The following is a 16,493-nucleotide window of genomic DNA, read 5'->3' as shown; positions in this document are numbered from 1 at the left end:
GCCCGGGCCTTCAGTCCACGTGCAGGCTGTACGAGCGCTCGTCGCTGAACAGCAGGTCCAGGACGCCAATCTTGAACGTGTAGTCCCCCGCGCTCATGGGCTTGCCGTAGAGGACGCCTTCCTTCGTGTCCAGGAGGATGCCCGGCGGCAGGGCGCCGTCCTTCAGGCTCCAGCTGAACGCGTTGGAGCCGCCGGTCGTCCGGAGGCTGTAGCTGTAGTCGGCCCCCACGCGCCCCGAGGGCACCGCCCACGACAGCAGCGTGACGGTGCCGGGCGCGCCCGTGAGGGTGATGGAGAGCCGGGCGGAGGCGGACTGGGGCGGCGTGTCGCTGTCCGTCACCACCACCGTGAACGCCTGCGTCCCCGCCTGCGTCGTGGTGCCGCTGACGGTGCCGTTCGCCGCGAGCGTCAGGCCCGCGGGCAGCGACTGCTCCGGCGCGAGGGCGAAGGTGTACGGCGCCTTGCCGCCGGTGGCGGAGATGCGCTCGGTATAGGTGCGGTTGTTGGGCGCGTTCGCGAGCGGCTCCGGGCCCGCCACCCGGAGCAGCGGGCGGGCGCGCAGGGTGAGGCTGCCGCTCGCGCGCTTCGTGGGGACGCTCAGGTCGGTCACCTCCACCGGGAGGACCAGGTCCCCCGCGCGCGTGGGGGTGCCGGTGACGCGGCCCTCGGTGTCGAGCGCGATGCCCGCGGGGAGCAGGCCGGTGGCGTTGAACGTGTACGGCGGGGTGCCGCCCCGGGCCTGGAGCTGCGCGGAGTAGGGGGTGTTTTCGATGGCCTCCGTCAGCAGGCTGGAGTCCAGCGAGAGCGGGGAGGGGCCCGCGTCGCCGCTGCCCGCATCCAGGTCCCCCGCGTCCGTCACGCCGGCGTCCACGAGGCCCGCATCCACGTCCGTGCCCGCGTCGCCGCCGCCCGCGTCCAGGTCCGTGCCCGCGTCCACCTCCGTGCCCGCGTCCGGCTCCTCCAGGGTGTCGGGCCCGTCGCAGGGGCCCCCCTCACCGCAGGTCGGCAGACAGCGGTTCTCCGGCCTGAGGCAGGTCGTGCCCGAAGGGCAGCCGCCCGCCGGGTCGCACGTGGTGAAGCGCGACAGGTCCGGCGCGAACGAGCATGCCGCCAGGGTGAGGACGGCGGCGCCCGTCAGCGCGGCGAGCCACGTCCGCGGCGCGGGAGGTCTTCTCATGGCAGCTCCCAGATGAAGGACACCGCGCCCCCGAGGCCCAGCAGCGCGCCCGCGCCCAGCAGCACGTTGGAGGTCCGCGCCTGACGGCGGCCGGCGTCGAGCCGCGACGCGAAGCAGTCCGCGAAGGACTCGCCGGCCGCGGCGCACTCGCCGCCGTTCTTCGACACCTTCGACTCCGTGTGCCGCGCGGCCAGCCCGAAGCCCACGCCCGCGAGGAGCGCCGCGCCCCCCGCGCCCCACAACACCTTGGGCAGCAGGCGCGGACCCTGGGGCGCCCGCGCCGGCTGCGTCGTCACCAGCGGCGACCACACCTGCTGGAGCGCCTGCCTCGCGCGCGCGTCCGCTTCACCTGGGGCCGTGGCAGGGGCCTCGAACTGCGCGCGCGCCTCCGGGCCTCGCGCGTCCGTCACCGTGAGCGCCACGCTGCGCTTGCCTCCCACGCCCAGCGCCACGCCCCGCACCAGCCTGCGCACGCCCAGCGCCGTGGCCTGCGCGCTCCGGCACGCGGCGTCGCCGCAGGCCGCCAGCGCCGCGCCCGAGCCTCGCAGCCTCGCCACAGTGTCCTCGCGCGACTCCAGGCACGCGCCGGGCAACGCGGCCACCGCGCGCCGCGTGGCGTCCTCCAGCTTACGCGCGTCCGCGGACGGCAGGGCCAGCCGCTCGAAGGGCATGAGCACCACGCGCGTGTTCGTGTCGCAAGGGGCCGACATGCTCAGCAGCAGCAGCGCCAGGGATGCGGACGGGCTCATGGCACGAGGGCAGCGTCGGCTTCATCCGACGGCGGCGTGATGCCGAGGCTCGCCATGTAGCCCCGGTAGAAGCGCGGTCCGAAGGGCACGGAGAAGAGCCTGTCGCGCATCGTGTCCTGCGCCGCGCCCCGGGCCGCCACGGCGGCGTCGTGCCAGCCCAGGCCGCCGGCGTCCACCACCTCCGCCGCGCGCGTGATGGCGAACGGCGCCTCCCGGCCGCTGGTCCGCAGGTAGTAGCCCCGCCCCACGGGCAGCGCCACCACCAGCGGGCGCTCGCGCTCCTTGTGCAGCTCCACCACGCGGATGCCGCGCGCGTCCTCCACCCACAGCCGGCCCGCCAGGCCCGTGGGTACCATCAGGTAGCCCAGGGACGTGGCCTCGCCCAGGTCCGTCAGCGCGAACGCGCGATTCAACGCGGGCGGCTGGATGAACACGCTCGGTTTGCCCCGCACGTCGTCCGTGCCCTGGCTCGCGGCGGCCACGAAGGCCCGCAGCTCCGCGTAGTCCACCTTGCCGTCCCCGTTCACGTCCCCCGCGCCCGACAGCGCCGAGCGCACCATGTGGCTGAAGACGCCGGAGCGGATGGCGCTCCACTCCTGGCTCTCCTGCTCCGACGCCGTGGACAGCACCACGCCCACCTGCGGGAAGCGCGCCAGCTCGCGGTTGCCCAGGAGCCCCTTCACCGCGTCCGCGTACGCGGGGCCCACCGGCAGCGCGCCGCGCGAGTTGACGAAGAAGTACGAATCACACGCGTCCACGATGAGCTGGAGGAAGGACGCCTGGGTCGGCGAGATCACCCGCGCGTACAGCTCCGTGCGCGTCAGCGGCCCGTCCAGCAGGCTCACGGCGCCCTCGCCCGCGGCGCCGCGCTTGCCGTGGCCCACGAAGACGAAGGTCAGCACCGGCACGGCGCCCCTGGCCCGGTCCTCCGCCATGCGGGCGTTCAGGCGGGCGAGCGCGGCCCCCAGCGCGGGGTGGGTGGTCGGGCGCGTCTTCGCGGCGAGCCCCGGGTGCAGGGCCTGGGTCTCCGCGTCCAGGACGCTCAGCAGCACCACCTCGCGCGAGCGGGGGGCGAACAGCTCGTAGTACCGGGCGCCGTCGTCGTCCGCGTAGCGCAGGGGCGCCTGGGACGGCTCCGTGCCCGTGTTGTTGGCCACGATGAGGGCGTAGTGGACCTGTTCCGGCTCGGCGCTCGCGGCGGTTCCGGCCAGGAGGAGCACACCCAGGACCAGCGGCCTGTGAGAGGTCATGTCCATCAAGGATTGGCGCGACGCGGTGTGCGAAAGGATGCCACGGGCCGCAACCGACAATCCACCGGTGGCCGCTCGCGACAACATGCGGATGACGGGACCGCGACGGTCGCGGTAAGCCCTTGAGGGATGGAGTGGGATGACGACACGCTGCGCCGTTTTCGCGAGGGCACCCCGGAGGTGCTCGCGGAGGTCTATCGCGCGCACGCGGAGCCTCTCGCTCGCTTGCTCAAGGCGGCCGCATGGCGGGGGGCCTTCACCCGCCTGAGGAACGCGATGGAGCTGGAGAACACGCTGCTGGAGACCTTCGCCCGCGCCTTCGAGCCGCGCACGCGCGCCGCCTACAACGGCACGCGCCCCTATGCCCACTTCCTGATGGGCATCGCGCGCAACGTGCTGCTGGAGCAGTCCCGGGAGCGCGAGCTGGTGGGCAGGGACGAGCCCTTCGAGGGGTTCGCCGAGACCTCCTCCGACGAGGGCGGGCTGGACGAGCTGCTGGAGGACCGCGAGGTGGAGGCGCTCCTCGCGGCGTTCAAGGAAGGCCTGTCGCGTGAAGAACACCGGCTGTTCGAGCTGCGCTTCGGGGAGGGGCTGCCCCAGGAGGAGGCCGCCACGGCGCTGGGGCTCACGCGCATCCAGGTGCGGCGGCGCGAGTTCGGGCTGAAGGCCAGGCTGTTGGGATTCCTCCAGTCGAAGGGGTACCTGGAGGACCTGGAGACGCAGGGCTGGAGCTTCTTCAAGCGGCGAGGTGCGCGATGAACGGATGTGACGACCGCCGGACGAAGCAGGCGATGGCCGCGCTCTTCGAGAAGGGCCAGGACGGCCTGGACGCGGAAGGCTTCCAGCACCTGCGCGCGCACCTCGCCACCTGCCCCGAGTGTCAGGAGGCGTACACGCGCCTGTCGCGCGTGGAGTCCGTGCTGGAGCAGCGGGCGCTGCCCCGGTCCCGGAGCGCGCTCCTGGAGCAGGCCCTGTTCGCCCGGCTTCAGCCCGCCCCCGCGCGGCCGGCGGTGGCGCCCGAGCGCAAGAAGTGGTTCGCGTCCCCGCTCTTCATGCCCCTGGCGCTGAGCGCCGCGGCGGCGGGCGTGGCGCTGGTCGTCGTGGCGCCCTCGCTGGAGCGCCGGGAGCGGGACGCGCCGGAGTGGCAGGCGCGCTCGTCGGCTCCGGGTGAGCAGGCCTGGGGTGTGCGCGCCTTCTGTATAGCGCCCGCGGGCACGGTGCTGGCGGAGGCCCAGCCCGGTGGGACGCTGACGTGCGCGGAGGGCAACGCGGTGCAGTTCAGCTACACCGCGCCGGAGCGCGTGCGCCTGTCGCTGGAGGGGCTGCCGCAGTCGGGTGAGCCGCTGCGCTTCTTCCCCAGCGAGGGCCCGGCCCCGGAGGTCGCCGCGGGCGTGGACGTCCCGCTGCCCTTCAGCACGCCCGTGCAGGGCGGGTGGCTGGCGGGCCCCGTGCCGGTGCGCGCGCGCTTCACGGACGCGCAGGGCCGCACCGTCGCGGACACGCAGGTGACGCTCACGCCCCGCTGAGCGGCCTTCCGCTGGGCCTCACGCCAACGAACAACCCCCCTCCCATGCCAGGCACAGGAGGGGGGCGGGGACTGTCGTGCCTTGTGGGGTCCGTGAGTGACGACGGACGCGGGACGCGGCGGTCCACTTCCGCGGTGCCGGTGCCCTGGGTGGCCACGTTCAGGAAGCCCTCGAGCTGAATGAACGCGTCAGGTGCCGGCGGGTGGGTTCGGACGGAGGTGCGGCGATGCTTCCGGTGCTGCACGCAAGAGAGGGGTGACTCCAGAGGGCCGGCCTGGATCGCGGTCGGATGGGATTGTTCCGTGCCGGCTGAACCCGCTGGGCTGGCGGGGAAGAGGGGCTTTCACGCCCCCGGCGGTGACAGTGTCTGGAGCGCCGACGGGCCCGGGGGAGTTCGCCGGTATACAGTCCGGGGTGTGTTCTACGCGTGTGTGCGGGCGGTGGTGGCGCTGGGGCTGCGGCTCTTCTACCGGGTGAAGGTGAACGCCCCGGGGGAGGCGCCCGCCGGTCCGGTGCTCTTCGTGGGCAACCATCCGAACGGGCTCATCGACCCGGCGTTGGTGTTCATCCTCACGCGGCGCCAGGTGACGTTCATGGCCAAGGCGCCGCTGTTCAAGCTGCCCGTCATCGGCTGGCTCCTGAAGGGGCTGGACGCGCTGCCGGTGTACCGCAAGCAGGACGACCCGACGCAGATGGGGCGCAACGAGGGCACGCTGGAGGCGGCGAAGGGCGCGCTCGTGCAGGGGCGGGCCATCACCATCTTTCCGGAGGGCAAGAGCCACTCGGAGCCGGAGCTGGCGGAGCTGAAGACGGGGGCGGCGCGCATCGCGCTCAACGCCGCGCGCGAGGGGGCTCCGGTGCGCATCGTCCCGGTGGGGCTCACCTACGCGGAGAAGAACGTCTTTCGCAGCGAGGTGCTCATCGACCAGGGGGCGCCCATCGACGTGGCGGCCTTCCTGCCGAAGGACGCGGCGGCGGAGCAGGACGCGGTGCGCGCGCTCACGGAGCGGGTGGCGGAGGGGCTGCGCTCGGTGACGCTGAACCTGGAGCAGTGGGCGGACCTGCCGGTGGTGCAGGTGGCGGAGCGGCTCTACGCCTTCCGCCAGCGCGGCGCGGAGGACGCGGAGCGGCTGCGGCTGTGGGCGCGCGGGGTGCGGCTGTTCCGCACGCAGGAGCCGGAGCGCTACGAGCGCCTGCGGAAGGACCTGTCCTCGTTCGGCCACCGGATGTCGCTGGTGCAGGCCGCGCGTCCGGAGGAGCTGTCCGTGGAGTACCGCCCGGGCAACGTGATGCCGTTCGCGGTGAAGACGCTGGCGCGGCTGGTGTTCGGGCTGCCGCTGTTCGCGCTGGGGCTGGCGGTGTTCGCGATTCCGTACCCGTTGCCCCGGATGGCGGCGCGGCGCGCGGAGCTGGACATCCAGGCCACGGTGAAGTTCCTCACGGCGGTGGTGGTGTCCGTCGTGTGGTGGTGGGGCCTGACGGCGGTCGCGGCGGGGTGGGGCGGGTGGGCGTGGGGGCTGGGGGCCTTCGTGGGCATTCCGCCGCTGGCGCTGTTCACGCTGTCATTCGCGGAGCGCTGGGACGCCATCCGCCACGACCTGGCGCTGTTCTTCACGCTGGGCAACCGCAAGCGGCTGAAGGCCCGGCTGCTCGCGGAGGGCGAGCGGCTGGCGGGCGAGGTGGAGCGGCTGGCGGAGGAGTACCGGCCGAAGCTCGACGTGCCTGTCGCCCGGTAGTCCTCGGCATGGCGGCGGACCGGAAGATCCGCCGATGCCGTCGAAAGGCCCGCCCTCCTGTCCTGCCCGGTGCGGTCGTTAGGTTCCTCCCAGGGAATCAACGAACGACACGAGGAGCAGGGCAATGGCGGCATATGACGTGGTCATCGTGGGAGGCGGCCCGGGAGGGCTCAACGCCGCGCTGTATCTGGGGCGGGGGCGCAAGCGGGTGCTGCTCTGCGACGCGGGCACGCCGCGCAACGCGGCGGCGGAGCACATGCACGGCTTCGGCTCGCGCGACGGCATCCCGCCCCCGGAGTTCCGGCGCATCAGCCGCGAGCAGCTGAAGGCCTACCCCAACGTGGAGGTGCGCGACACGCGCGTGGGCGCCGTGGAGAGGCACGCGGGCGGCTTCCGCGTGGCGCTGGGGGACGGCGCCACGGTGGACGCCCGGCGCCTCCTGCTGGCGATGGGCGTGGTGGACGTCATGCTGGACATCCCCGGCTACAAGGAGCTGTGGGGTCCGAGCATCTTCCAGTGTCCCTACTGTCACGGCTGGGAGGTCAAGGACCAGCCGTTCGCCATGCTGGCGAAGAACCCGCAGTATCTGGAGGGCGCCCCCATCCTCCAGAACTGGTCCCGGGACCTCATCGTCTTCACCCACGGCGCCTTCGAGGTGCCGCCGTACCAGCGTGAGCGGCTCCAGGCCCTGGGCATTCCCCTGGACGAGCGGAGGATCCGCGCGCTGCACGGCAAGGACGGGCGCCTGGCCGAGGTGGAGCTGGAGGACGGGACGCGCATCGCCCGGAGCGTGATGTTCTCCGCGCCGCCGCAGCGGCAGCACGAGCTGGTGACGCAGCTGGGGCTCGCGCTGGATGACCTGGGCTACGTGAAGGTGAGCCCCTCGGGTGAGACGTCCGTGCCGGGCGTCGTCGCGGTGGGGGACATGACGACGCCGATGCAGGCCGCCATCGCGGCGGCCAGCGCGGGCACCATCGCCGCGGCGATGATGAACCACGCGCTCATCCTGGAGGACGCGGACCGCCGCTATACGGAAGTGACGGGCAAGGCTCCGCCCGCGAAGCAGCACTGAGCGGGCACCGCCTCGCGCGCGTCGTGTCCGTGACCGCGCGAGGCCTCCGACGCGCTCCGCCTGACGCTCAGTGCGCGTCAGGCGCGCGGTGCCGCTTGCGCCACGCGGCGGGCGTGAGCCCCTCCGCGCGCCGGAACAGGCGGATGAAGTGCGTGGGGTCCGCGTAGCCCACGCGCTCCGCGATGATGTCCACGCGCTCATCGGTGGACATCAGCCGCCGACGGGCCTCCGCCATCCGGCCGGAGATGAGCCACTCCACCGCGCTGCGGCCCGTGGCCTGCTTCAGCGCGGTGGTGACGTGCGCGGGAGAGCGCCCCACGGCGGCGGCCACCTCGCGCAGCGAGATGGGCTCCAGGCAGTGCCGTTCGATGTACGTGAGCGCTTCACCCGCGAGCGATGCCCGCGCCTCCACGGGAGCCCAGGTGCTGGAGCGGGCCACCTCCGCGAGCACCAGGGAGAAGAGGCTGCGCGTCACCTGCTCCCCCAGCGCGCGGTGCGGTGCGCGCGTCTCCGCGCGCAGCTCCGACAACAGCCGCACCAGGTGCTCCTGGCGCCCGGAGGGAATCGGGACGACGGCGGAGGCGCCCTGGCGCACGCGCTCGAAGGGCTCCAGCAGCGGCCCCACCTCCGTGTGCGCGAAGGCGGACGGGTGGAACCCGAGCCCCCAGACCTCCGCCCGCTCGGCCGTCACCGTGCGGTGCCTCTCCCCCGCGGGGATGAGCATCACGTCGCCCGCGGACACCGTCAGGCGGGTGCGCTGGTCGATGACCGCCCGCCCACCCGTGTAGAGGGCGAGCACGGCCTGCGGATGCGAGGCGGCGTGGGGGGAGGGCGCCTGCTGGGCATGGCCGCACGCGACGACCAGCGTGCTCGACGGCGTATCCCAGACGTGCACCGGCTGTGAATGCGCGACCGCCACGAGCGCCTCCGCTTCCTTCCCTGGCGGGCAGGAAACCTGCCCGCGCCGTTGAACAGGGCTCGGATGCGCTCCAAGCCCGGGCGTTTCAACCCGAAGCTTCAGCCCTGCTGCGCGCGGGGCACGGCCTCGCGGAACAGCCTCGCGCCCAACAGGAGCGCCAGGCCGCCCAGCAGCACCGGCACCGCGTTGACGGCGATGGCGGTGTGGAGGCTGGACATGTCGGCGATCTGCCCGATGAGCGTGGGCGAGATGGCGTCGCCCAGCATGTGGATGCACAGCACGTTGAGGCCCATGGCGAAGGCGCGGAACGCGGGCGGCACGCAGTTGACGATGGCCGCGTTGATGGGGCCGCTGTTGAGGAAGATGAGGAACTGCGCCACGCCAATGGCCGCGAACGTCAGCGTCGTGTCGTGCAGGTTCACCGCCAGGTACATGCACGGCGCCGCCAGCAGCAGGCCGATGCCGGACAGCCACAGCCCGCCGCCCGCGCGCTTGCGGTCCATCTTGTCGCCCAGCCAGCCGCCGGCCACGGTGCCGGTGAGGCCCGCCACCGCCGTGATGGCGCCGAACACCAGGCCCACGCGGCCCGGGTGCTCCAGCCACAGGTGCCGCTCGCGCACCAGGTACGTGGGCATCCAGAACGCCAGGCCGCCAATGGAGAACGTCATCAGGGTGTAGCCCGCCGTCGTGGCCCAGAAGGCCATGTTGCGGCCCAGCCCCCGGAGGCCCTCCATGAACGGCAGCTTCACCGCCGCGTCCGGGCCGTCCATGGCGCCGCGCTGCGGCTCCGGCATGAAGAAGGCCATGGTGCCCAGCACCAGCCCCGGCACGCCGCCCGCGAAGAACGCCGCGTGCCACGAGTACGTCTGCGTCAGCCACCCGCCCAGGCCGTAGCCCATGGCGGAGCCCACCGGGATGGCGATGTAGAAGTACGACAGCATCCGCGTGCGCTGCTCGCGCGGATACAGGTCGGAGATGATGGACGGCGCCACCGCGCCGTAGCCCGCCTCGCCAATGCCAATCACCGCGCGCGCCAGCAGCAGCGCCGTGAAGCTGGCGGCCAGGCCGCTGGCCCCCGTGGCCAGGCTCCACAGGATGACGCCGCCCGCCACCAGCAGCCGGCGGGGGATGCGGTCTCCCAGGAAGCCGCCCAGGGGCGACGCCAGCATGAAGACGACGATGAAGACGGTGCCCAGCAGGCCGGACTGCGTGTCGTTGATGCCGAAGTCCTTCTGAATCTCCGGCAGCGCGACGGCGATGATGTACCGGTCGAGGTAGTTGACCAGGTTGATCAGCGTGAGGATGAACAGCGCATAGCCCGCGCGCACGGACTGCGTGGCGTGCGAGCTGGACGGAGCGGCGGGGGAGGAGGCGTTCATGAGGGGGAGGTGCCGGAGCCGAAGCGGTGTGCCAGGAGGCCCCAGCGCAGGCCGCGGTCACTCACGCGGCACGCGTCCACGCCCAGCGCCTTCACCGCCTCGAGCAGGATGAGGGCGCCCGCGGGGATGACGTCCGCGCGCTTGGGCTGGAGGCCGGGCAGCGCCCGCCGCGCGTCCAGGGGCAGGGCGCACAGCCGGTCCGCGAGCGCGCTCAGCTCGCTCCGGGACAGCGTGCCGCCGTGGACCGCATCCGCGTCGTAGGTGGCCATCTGGTGCTGCACGGCGTAGAGCGTCGTCACGGTGCCGGCCACGCCCACCAGCATCGAGGCCGGGGGCGGCGGGGGCAGGGCGGAGAAGGTGTCGCGCAGGTGTGCCTCGATGCCCGCGCGCTCATCGGGAGACAGCGGGTCGGTGCGCACGTAGCGCTCCGTGAGGCGCACGGCGCCCACGTCGAAGCTGTGACGGAAGGCCACCGTGCCGGCGTCCGTGCCGTAGATGAACTCCGTGGACCCGCCGCCAATGTCCACGACCACCAGGGGCCCCGCGGACTCGCTCGCGAAGTCCTGGGCCACCGCGGCGAAGGACAGCTGCGCCTCCATCTCCCCGGGGATGATCTCCACCGTCACGTCCGCGCGGGCCCTGGCCTGGGCGATGAAGTCCGCGCCGTTCTTCGCGTCGCGCGCGGCGCTGGTGGCGGACACGGCGATGCCCTCCGCGCCCAGCTCGCGGGCCTCATTGGCGAAGGCCACCAGCACGGCCAGCGTGGCCTCCATGCCTTCCGTGGACAGCGTGCGGCTGGTGTCCACGCCCCGGCCCAGGCGGGTGATTTCGGCGCGCTCCACCACGGGCGTGAACCGCCCGTCCGGCAGGCGATCCGCGACCAGCAGCAGCACGGAGTTGGTCCCGATGTCGATGGATGCGAAGCGAGGCATGCCGCGAACACTACTCAACGCAGCAGTGCTTCCAAAGCGCGCGCCAGGGCCTCGTAGTCCGCCGGACTGTTGTAGAGCTGCGCGGACAGCCGCAGGTGCCGCTGGGGCGCCCGGGGCCAGGCCGTGACGGGGATCTCGATGTGGTGCTCCTCGAACAAGCGCACGTGGAGGGGGTCCAGGTAGAGCGGCGGCTCGGGGTGCTCGGGGAAGCCATCCGGCAGGGCCACGCACGCCATGCTGCCCACCATGGGCTCCGGGCACAGCGGCGTCGCGTTGCCCAGCTTCGCGTCCAGCCGCCGCCGGGCCGCCAGGGCCATCTCCCGGTTGGACTCCATCACCTCCGCCCACCCGCCTGGCAAAAGCCCGCCCACGACGCGGATGGCGGTGGGGATGCACAGGAAGGGCGTGGGGTCGACCGTGCCCACCCAGTCGAACTCCAGCCGGAAGCGCGAGCGGTCCGCGCGCGGCGAGTTGTGCCCGTGGCTCACCACCAGCGGCTTGAAGTCCGCCTGCAGGTCGCGGCGCACGTACAGGAACGCGGCGCCCTTGGGCGCGCACAGCCACTTGTGGCAGTTGCCGGTGTAGTACGCCGCGCCCAGCGCCTGGAGCGCCAGCGGCACCATGCCCGGCCCGTGCGCGCCGTCCACCAGCGTCTCCACGCCCTGCTCGCGCAGCTTCCGCACCAGCTCCGCCAGCGGCATGACCAGCGCCGTCTGGCTGGTGATGTGGTCCACGAGGAGCAGCCGCGTGCGCGGCGTCACCCGCGCCATCACCGCGTCCACCACCGACTCCGGCGACGTCACGGGCCAGGGCAGCCTCGCCACCACCACCTTCACGCTCTGCTCCGCGGCGGCCGCGTCCAGCGCGTTCCTGGACGCGTTGTATTCGTTGTCGGTGGTGAGCAGCTCGTCGCCGGGCTGGAAGCGCAGGTTGCGCAGCACGGTGTTCACGCCCGTGGTGGCGTTGGAGACGAACGCGAGGTCCTCGGCGGCTGCCCCCACGAAGCCCCCGAGCGCGGCGCGCGCCTCGTCCAGCAGCGGCTCCAGCTCCCGGGCGAGGAAGCGCACGGGCTCCGCCTCCAGCCGCGCCCGCAGCTCCGACTGGTGCTGGAGCACCGCCCGGGGGCACGCGCCGAACGAGCCGTGGTTGAGGAAGACGACCTGGGGAGCCAGGCCCCAGTGGGTCTTGTGGGCGGAGAGGGGAGCGCGCATGGGGCGTGAAATGCACCCCGGCGCGTCCCCCCTGTCAACGTCACCCGCCGTGCCGGGCTACTTCGCCGCCGGAGCGGTGCCCCAGTCCGGGGTCAGCCAGCTGCCCTTCTCCATGGGCAGCGGCACCTGGTTGTTGCCGTCCGCGGTCATCACCCACAGGTGCGCCGTGCCCGTGCGGTTGGAGCTGAACATGATGAGCCGGCCGTTGGGGGAGAAGGTGGGCTCCTCGTTGTTGCCCTGGTCCTGCGTGAGCCGCGTCACCTTGCCCGTGTCCACGTTGACCGTGAAGAGGTCGAACGCGTTGCGCTCGTCGCGCGCGGTGAAGGCGACGAGGTCCCCGCGCGGCGACCAGTCCGGCGTCTGGTTGTAGTTGCCCTGGAAGGTGAGCCGCTTCACGCCAGAGCCGTCCGCGTTCATCACGTACACCTGCGGGCTGCCGCCCCGGTTGGACACGAACGCGATGCGCTTGCCGTCCGGCGACCAGCTGGGGCTGGTGTTGAGGCCGTAGGGCGTGTCCGTGACGGCCTTGGCGCCGGAGCCATCCGCCGCGGCGACGTAGATCTGCGCGCTCTCCCCCTCCGCCAGCGCGTAGGCGATGCGCCTGCCGTCCGGCGAGTACGCGATGCCCGTGGCCATCTGACCCTCCGTCACCAGGGGCTTCGCCTCGCCGCCGGGGGACTGCACGTAGATGTCCGGCCGGTTCTTCCGGTACGACGTGAAGGCGACCTGTCCGGACGGGCTGAACGTGGGGAGGATGTGCGTGCCGCCCCTGGTGAGCGCCTGCGCGTTCACGCCGTCCCAGTCCGCCACGTACACGTCGCGGTTGGCGCCCGCCTTGCGCACGAAGGTGATGCGCGACAGGAAGGGGCTCGGCTCGTGGGTGAAGTGCCGGTAGAGCGCGTCCGCCAGCGTGTGCGCCAGCTTCCGGGGCTCACCGGCCGGCGCGTCCTTGGACACCTTCAGCTCCTCCTTGCCCGTGGCCACGCTGAACAGGCGCAGCTCGCCGCGCAGCGCGCCGCCGTCCTGCGCGAGCGACACCTTCACCAGCGACTCCGCGCCCACGTCCGCCCAGCGGCTGAAGTTGATGCTGCCCGCCGTCATGCCCTCCTTCGCGTCCGCGGTGAAGCTGTTGCGGTCCAGCACCTGGAAGATGCCGGAGGCGGTGAGGTCGTAGGTGAAGGCGGTGTCGAAGGTCTGGGCCGCCTTCTTGTCCGCGCCCTCCTGCACCACGGGGGCGGGGGCCGCGAGCGGCAGCGGGCGGAAGTTCGCGCCGGAGATCTCGATGACGGGCGCCTGCGCCAGCACCAGCGCGGGGACCAGGAGGAGCGACAGCAGGAGGGCTTTCATGGGCTGAACACCAGGACGACGCCGTTCTTCTGGAGCGCATCGCGAAGCGCGTCGGGGGGAGGAGAGAAGGGAGATGCCTTGCGCACGGCGGCCACCACCGCCGCGTCGAACAGCTCGTTGCCGCTGGGCTTGGCCAGGCTCACGTCCAGCACTTCACCCGCGCGGCCCAGCTTCATGGCCACCTGCGCCTTGAGGTACAGGCGCTCCGCGTCGGGGATGGTGTCCGCCACGTTGTAGTGACGGCGCACCTGGGACTTCAGGAGGCCGTAGTACCGCTCGCCCTCCGCCACCGCCGAGTCGCCGTCGGGGTCGCCGTCCTCGGCGCCCTCCAGCTCCTCCGGCTCCGTGGGCTTCGCGGACTTGTCGAACGCGCCGAAGAGCTTCTTGCGCCGGTCCTCCGCGTTCGCCTCGCCCTTCTGGGGCGCGGGGGCCGGGGCGGGCTTCACGCCCGGCACCGCCACCGCGGCGGGGGAGGGGGGAGGCACCTCCGCGGGCGGCGTGGGCGTGGGCTTCGCCACGACCTCCTTGGGCGGCGGCTGCGCCACCTCCTTCCGCGGCAGGAGCTTGGGGTCGCGCGGCTTGCCCAGGCGCACCAGCGACGCGTTGATGGGCTTCTGATCCAGGTCCACCTTCGGCGCGGAGGTGAGGCCCGCGTAGAGCAGCGCCGCCGCGACCACCGCCACGTGCCCGACCACGGAGACGACGAGGAAGCGCGACAGCCGCGTGGGCCGGCTCACCAGCAGGCTGTGGGTCACCGCGGAGCTCATGGGCTAGCGCTTCGCCTCCTGGGGCTTGCCCTTGCCGCCGGGGGCGGGGGCCTTGCTGGAGTTGGACGCCTTGGAGCCCTTGGCCGGTTCCGTGATCATCCCCACGTTGGAGATGCCCGCGCGCTGGGCCGCGGCCATCACCTCCACCACCACGCCGTAGGGCACGTCCCGGTCCGCGTGGAGATACACCTCCTTGTCCGCCTGCGCCTTGGCGTTGGCGGCGAGCTTCGTCTCCAACTCCTCCAGCGGCACCTCCGCGTCCCCGATGTAGACCTTGCGCCCCGCGTCGATGGAGAGGACGACCTTCTTCTCCGTCGCCTCCACCGGGGCCGCCTTCGTCTCCGGGAGGTTCACCTTCACGCCCTGCTGGATGAGGGGCGCCGTCACCATGAAGATGATGAGCAGCACCAGCATCACGTCCACCATGGGCGTGACGTTGATCTCGCTCATGGTGGTGCGGCCACCGCCGCCCTTGCCTCCGCCCATGCCCATGTGACGGGTCTCCTAGCGGAAGAAGTGCCGCTTGATGATGTTGAGGAAGTCCGCGGAGAAGTTGGACATCTCCGTGTCGAACACCTTGATGCGGCTGACGAACGAGTTGTACGCGACCACCGCCGGGATGGCCGCGAACAGCCCCGCCGCCGTGGCGAACAGCGCGTTGCCCACCGGCGCCGCCACCGTGGCCAGGGTCGCGTTGCCCTGCTCCGCGATGTTGTTGAACGCGCCCAGGATGCCAATCACCGTGCCGAACAGCCCCACGAACGGCGACGCGGCGCCCACCGTGCCCAGGAAGGACACGCGGTTCTCCAGCTCCGTGATCTGCGCCGTGGCCGCGCGGTTGAGCGCGCGCTCCACGTTCTCAATGCCGCCCAGCTTGGCGCTCATCGCGTCCTCGGCGCCGCCCTCCTTGTTGCCCGCCTGCGCCAGCTTGCTCAGCTCCTCGTAGCCCGCGCAGAACACCTTCGACAGCGGCGAGCCCTCCAGCTTCTGGGCGGATTGATAGATGGCCTCCAGACGGGAGGCCTTCCAGAACGTGTCGAGAAAGGTGAGCGACTGAGCGCGGGCGCGCGACAGCTGGGTGGCCTTCATGGCGATGAGGGCCCAGGAGGCGACCGAGACGGCCATGAGGAGCAGGAGCACCGCGAGCTCGATGAACGACGCGTCGCGGATGATCTCCACGTAGTTCATGGCGCCAAAGGCCAGGGGCAGGTGGGGTATCATGGGGTCCAGCGCGTAACATTCCGTCCTCGGGTGGGTCAAACTCGCCGACACACGCCCGGTTGCTTTGGACGGCACTGAATAATTCCCGAGGCCGGTCGTCTGGAGGGGTGTTCCGGGCCAACGACCTCAACCATCCCGAACCACGGATGCCCACCATGAACGCGAGAACGCTCGCCGCATTCCTCTGCCTGACCTCTGGCCTGACCGGCTGCATCATCGAGGACCACCGCTACCCCGGCGACGTTCGGATGTCGTGGAGCTTCGACGGCGCCACCTGCGGCCAGATGCGAGACATCGACGGCGTCGACATCTACATCGACGGCGAGATCCTCGAGGGCGACGGCAAGTATCCGTGCTCGGCGAACGGCTTCGACGGCATCGTCCTGCACGACTTCGCGCCCGGCACGTACTCGTTCACGGCGCAGGCGGTGGACTACGACGGCGTGGCGGTCTACTCGTACCGCGGCAGCTTCTCGGTGGACGGCAACGTGTCGGTGGCCGTCAACTTCAACACGGGCCGCACGGGCTCCACGTCCTACGCCTACGTGAACTGGCTGTTCCCGACGGAGGCGGGCTCGTCCTACCCCACCTGCGGCCAGGCGGGGGTCGCCTACGTGGATGCCCGCGTGGATGACGGCGCATGGGCGCGCTTCAACTGCAACGAGGGCAGCGAGGGCCGTTACGTGGAGACGCCGGAGCTGGTGCCCGGGCAGCACTACCTGGAGATCGTCGCCGTCGACGCCTACGAGCGCCCCCTCTACTACTACGGCGGCGGCTTCACCTCGCAGGCCAACATCCCGGCCTCCATCACGGCGAACACCTGGGCCATTGGCGGCGCCGCGGTGGGCTGGCGGCTCTACGAAAACTCCACCCCGCTCAACTGCGACATGGCCGGCGTGAGTGAGGTGGGCGTCAACTTCCAGGACGCGCACACCGGCGAGTGGGTCTACGGCGAGGAGGGGCAGTGGTTCCGCTGCAACGAGTCCCCGGCCATCTTCGAGTTCCTGCGCCCCGGTGAGTACCTCGTGTCCATGCAGGCCAACGGCACGGGCGGCCGGCGCTACATCTCGCCCCGGGGCAGCGACGCCCCGTACGTGCGCGTCTACGCCCACGACTTCCCGGGCGCGTCGCAGGCCGGCATCGTCCCGCTCGACCGCGTGCAGTAGGCGCGGGGCCCACCCGGAACGGACGTCATGAAGGGGTCGGA

General features: G+C 72.1%; 16 protein-coding genes. 5 read left to right on the top strand and 11 right to left on the bottom strand.

Going from position 1 to position 16,493, the window contains the following annotated elements; translation table 11 throughout:
- Positions 1-10: 10 nt before the first annotated feature.
- From U8525_RS21375 to U8525_RS21365, 3 genes are read right to left on the bottom strand one after another with little or no spacing between them, the layout of a single operon-like run.
- Entirely contained in the window at positions 11-1,177 is a 1,167-nt protein-coding gene (locus U8525_RS21375; protein ID WP_374268139.1) for an Ig domain-containing protein, read from the bottom strand.
- Positions 1,174-1,926: a hypothetical protein gene (locus tag U8525_RS21370; RefSeq protein ID WP_374268138.1), complete on the bottom strand. Its 753-nt coding sequence runs from the start codon at positions 1,924-1,926 to the stop codon at positions 1,174-1,176. Before U8525_RS21370 ends, U8525_RS21375 begins: the two co-directional genes overlap by 4 nt.
- Complete coding sequence (locus tag U8525_RS21365; protein WP_374268137.1) at positions 1,923-3,176, bottom strand: hypothetical protein; 1,254 nt, start codon at positions 3,174-3,176, stop codon at positions 1,923-1,925. The genes U8525_RS21370 and U8525_RS21365 overlap by 4 nt, the downstream gene beginning before the upstream one ends.
- A gap of 129 nt (positions 3,177-3,305) precedes the next feature.
- On the opposite strand from U8525_RS21365, the gene U8525_RS21360 reads away from it, so the two are divergent.
- From U8525_RS21360 to U8525_RS21345, 4 genes are all read left to right on the top strand, one after another.
- Entirely contained in the window at positions 3,306-3,935 is a 630-nt protein-coding gene (locus tag U8525_RS21360; RefSeq protein WP_374268136.1) for an RNA polymerase sigma factor, read from the top strand.
- Complete coding sequence (locus U8525_RS21355) at positions 3,932-4,702, top strand: hypothetical protein (protein WP_374268135.1); 771 nt, start codon at positions 3,932-3,934, stop codon at positions 4,700-4,702. The genes U8525_RS21360 and U8525_RS21355 overlap by 4 nt, the downstream gene beginning before the upstream one ends.
- 416 nt (positions 4,703-5,118) lie before the next feature.
- Positions 5,119-6,438 (top strand): lysophospholipid acyltransferase family protein, encoded by a 1,320-nt coding sequence (locus U8525_RS21350; RefSeq protein ID WP_374268134.1) that lies wholly within the window; start codon positions 5,119-5,121, stop codon positions 6,436-6,438.
- A 124-nt stretch (positions 6,439-6,562) separates the two neighbouring features.
- Positions 6,563-7,510 carry an NAD(P)/FAD-dependent oxidoreductase gene (locus tag U8525_RS21345; RefSeq protein WP_374268133.1) on the top strand — a complete coding sequence of 316 codons (948 nt, stop codon included), beginning with the start codon at positions 6,563-6,565 and terminating at the stop codon, positions 7,508-7,510.
- A 67-nt stretch (positions 7,511-7,577) separates the two neighbouring features.
- Here the strand turns inward: U8525_RS21345 and U8525_RS21340 are convergent, their stop codons facing one another.
- The 8 genes from U8525_RS21340 to U8525_RS21305 form a co-directional block, all read right to left on the bottom strand.
- Positions 7,578-8,429 carry a helix-turn-helix domain-containing protein gene (locus U8525_RS21340; RefSeq protein ID WP_374268132.1) on the bottom strand — a complete coding sequence of 284 codons (852 nt, stop codon included), beginning with the start codon at positions 8,427-8,429 and terminating at the stop codon, positions 7,578-7,580.
- A 98-nt stretch (positions 8,430-8,527) separates the two neighbouring features.
- Positions 8,528-9,808 (bottom strand): spinster family MFS transporter, encoded by a 1,281-nt coding sequence (locus U8525_RS21335; protein ID WP_374268131.1) that lies wholly within the window; start codon positions 9,806-9,808, stop codon positions 8,528-8,530.
- Complete coding sequence (locus U8525_RS21330; protein WP_374268130.1) at positions 9,805-10,740, bottom strand: Ppx/GppA family phosphatase; 936 nt, start codon at positions 10,738-10,740, stop codon at positions 9,805-9,807. Before U8525_RS21330 ends, U8525_RS21335 begins: the two co-directional genes overlap by 4 nt.
- Before the next feature lie 14 nt (positions 10,741-10,754).
- A complete protein-coding gene (locus U8525_RS21325; protein WP_374268129.1) occupies positions 10,755-11,951 on the bottom strand; it encodes an aminotransferase class V-fold PLP-dependent enzyme in 1,197 nt (398 codons plus the stop codon).
- Positions 11,952-12,008: 57 nt separating this feature from the next.
- Positions 12,009-13,298 carry an LpqB family beta-propeller domain-containing protein gene (locus U8525_RS21320; RefSeq protein WP_374268128.1) on the bottom strand — a complete coding sequence of 430 codons (1,290 nt, stop codon included), beginning with the start codon at positions 13,296-13,298 and terminating at the stop codon, positions 12,009-12,011.
- Entirely contained in the window at positions 13,295-14,065 is a 771-nt protein-coding gene (locus tag U8525_RS21315; RefSeq protein ID WP_374268127.1) for a TonB family protein, read from the bottom strand. Before U8525_RS21315 ends, U8525_RS21320 begins: the two co-directional genes overlap by 4 nt.
- A gap of 3 nt (positions 14,066-14,068) precedes the next feature.
- The gene (gene tolR / locus U8525_RS21310) at positions 14,069-14,557 is read right to left on the bottom strand and encodes a protein TolR (protein WP_374268126.1); all 489 of its coding nucleotides are present in this window, start codon (positions 14,555-14,557) and stop codon (positions 14,069-14,071) included.
- 12 nt (positions 14,558-14,569) lie between these two features.
- On the bottom strand, positions 14,570-15,286 hold the full coding sequence (locus U8525_RS21305) for a MotA/TolQ/ExbB proton channel family protein (protein WP_374268125.1): 717 nt from the start codon (positions 15,284-15,286) through the stop codon (positions 14,570-14,572).
- A 155-nt stretch (positions 15,287-15,441) separates the two neighbouring features.
- Here U8525_RS21305 and U8525_RS21300 point away from each other — a divergent pair, with 155 nt between their 5' ends.
- Complete coding sequence (locus tag U8525_RS21300) at positions 15,442-16,452, top strand: hypothetical protein (RefSeq protein WP_374268124.1); 1,011 nt, start codon at positions 15,442-15,444, stop codon at positions 16,450-16,452.
- Positions 16,453-16,493: the final 41 nt, after the last annotated feature.

It is taken from the genome of Corallococcus sp. RDP092CA (assembly GCF_041903675.1).
Taxonomy (GTDB): domain Bacteria; phylum Myxococcota; class Myxococcia; order Myxococcales; family Myxococcaceae; genus Corallococcus.
The sequence above is the reverse complement of the archived record's forward strand: the minus strand, read 5'-3'. Positions and strand labels throughout refer to the sequence as shown.

What these genes read in the sequence shown, in the direction of transcription:
- U8525_RS21375 (WP_374268139.1), bottom strand. Translation starts at nt 1,177, where the DNA reads ATGAGAAGACCTCCCGCGCCGCGGACGTGGCTCGCCGCGCTGACGGGC.
- U8525_RS21370 (WP_374268138.1), bottom strand. Translation starts at nt 1,926, where the DNA reads ATGAGCCCGTCCGCATCCCTGGCGCTGCTGCTGCTGAGCATGTCGGCC.
- U8525_RS21365 (WP_374268137.1), bottom strand. Translation starts at nt 3,176, where the DNA reads ATGACCTCTCACAGGCCGCTGGTCCTGGGTGTGCTCCTCCTGGCCGGA.
- U8525_RS21360 (WP_374268136.1), top strand. Translation starts at nt 3,306, where the DNA reads ATGGAGTGGGATGACGACACGCTGCGCCGTTTTCGCGAGGGCACCCCG.
- U8525_RS21355 (WP_374268135.1), top strand. Translation starts at nt 3,932, where the DNA reads ATGAACGGATGTGACGACCGCCGGACGAAGCAGGCGATGGCCGCGCTC.
- U8525_RS21345 (WP_374268133.1), top strand. Translation starts at nt 6,563, where the DNA reads ATGGCGGCATATGACGTGGTCATCGTGGGAGGCGGCCCGGGAGGGCTC.
- U8525_RS21335 (WP_374268131.1), bottom strand. Translation starts at nt 9,808, where the DNA reads ATGAACGCCTCCTCCCCCGCCGCTCCGTCCAGCTCGCACGCCACGCAG.
- U8525_RS21330 (WP_374268130.1), bottom strand. Translation starts at nt 10,740, where the DNA reads ATGCCTCGCTTCGCATCCATCGACATCGGGACCAACTCCGTGCTGCTG.
- U8525_RS21325 (WP_374268129.1), bottom strand. Translation starts at nt 11,951, where the DNA reads ATGCGCGCTCCCCTCTCCGCCCACAAGACCCACTGGGGCCTGGCTCCC.
- U8525_RS21320 (WP_374268128.1), bottom strand. Translation starts at nt 13,298, where the DNA reads ATGAAAGCCCTCCTGCTGTCGCTCCTCCTGGTCCCCGCGCTGGTGCTG.
- U8525_RS21315 (WP_374268127.1), bottom strand. Translation starts at nt 14,065, where the DNA reads ATGAGCTCCGCGGTGACCCACAGCCTGCTGGTGAGCCGGCCCACGCGG.
- tolR (WP_374268126.1), bottom strand. Translation starts at nt 14,557, where the DNA reads ATGGGCATGGGCGGAGGCAAGGGCGGCGGTGGCCGCACCACCATGAGC.
- U8525_RS21305 (WP_374268125.1), bottom strand. Translation starts at nt 15,286, where the DNA reads ATGATACCCCACCTGCCCCTGGCCTTTGGCGCCATGAACTACGTGGAG.
- U8525_RS21300 (WP_374268124.1), top strand. Translation starts at nt 15,442, where the DNA reads ATGAACGCGAGAACGCTCGCCGCATTCCTCTGCCTGACCTCTGGCCTG.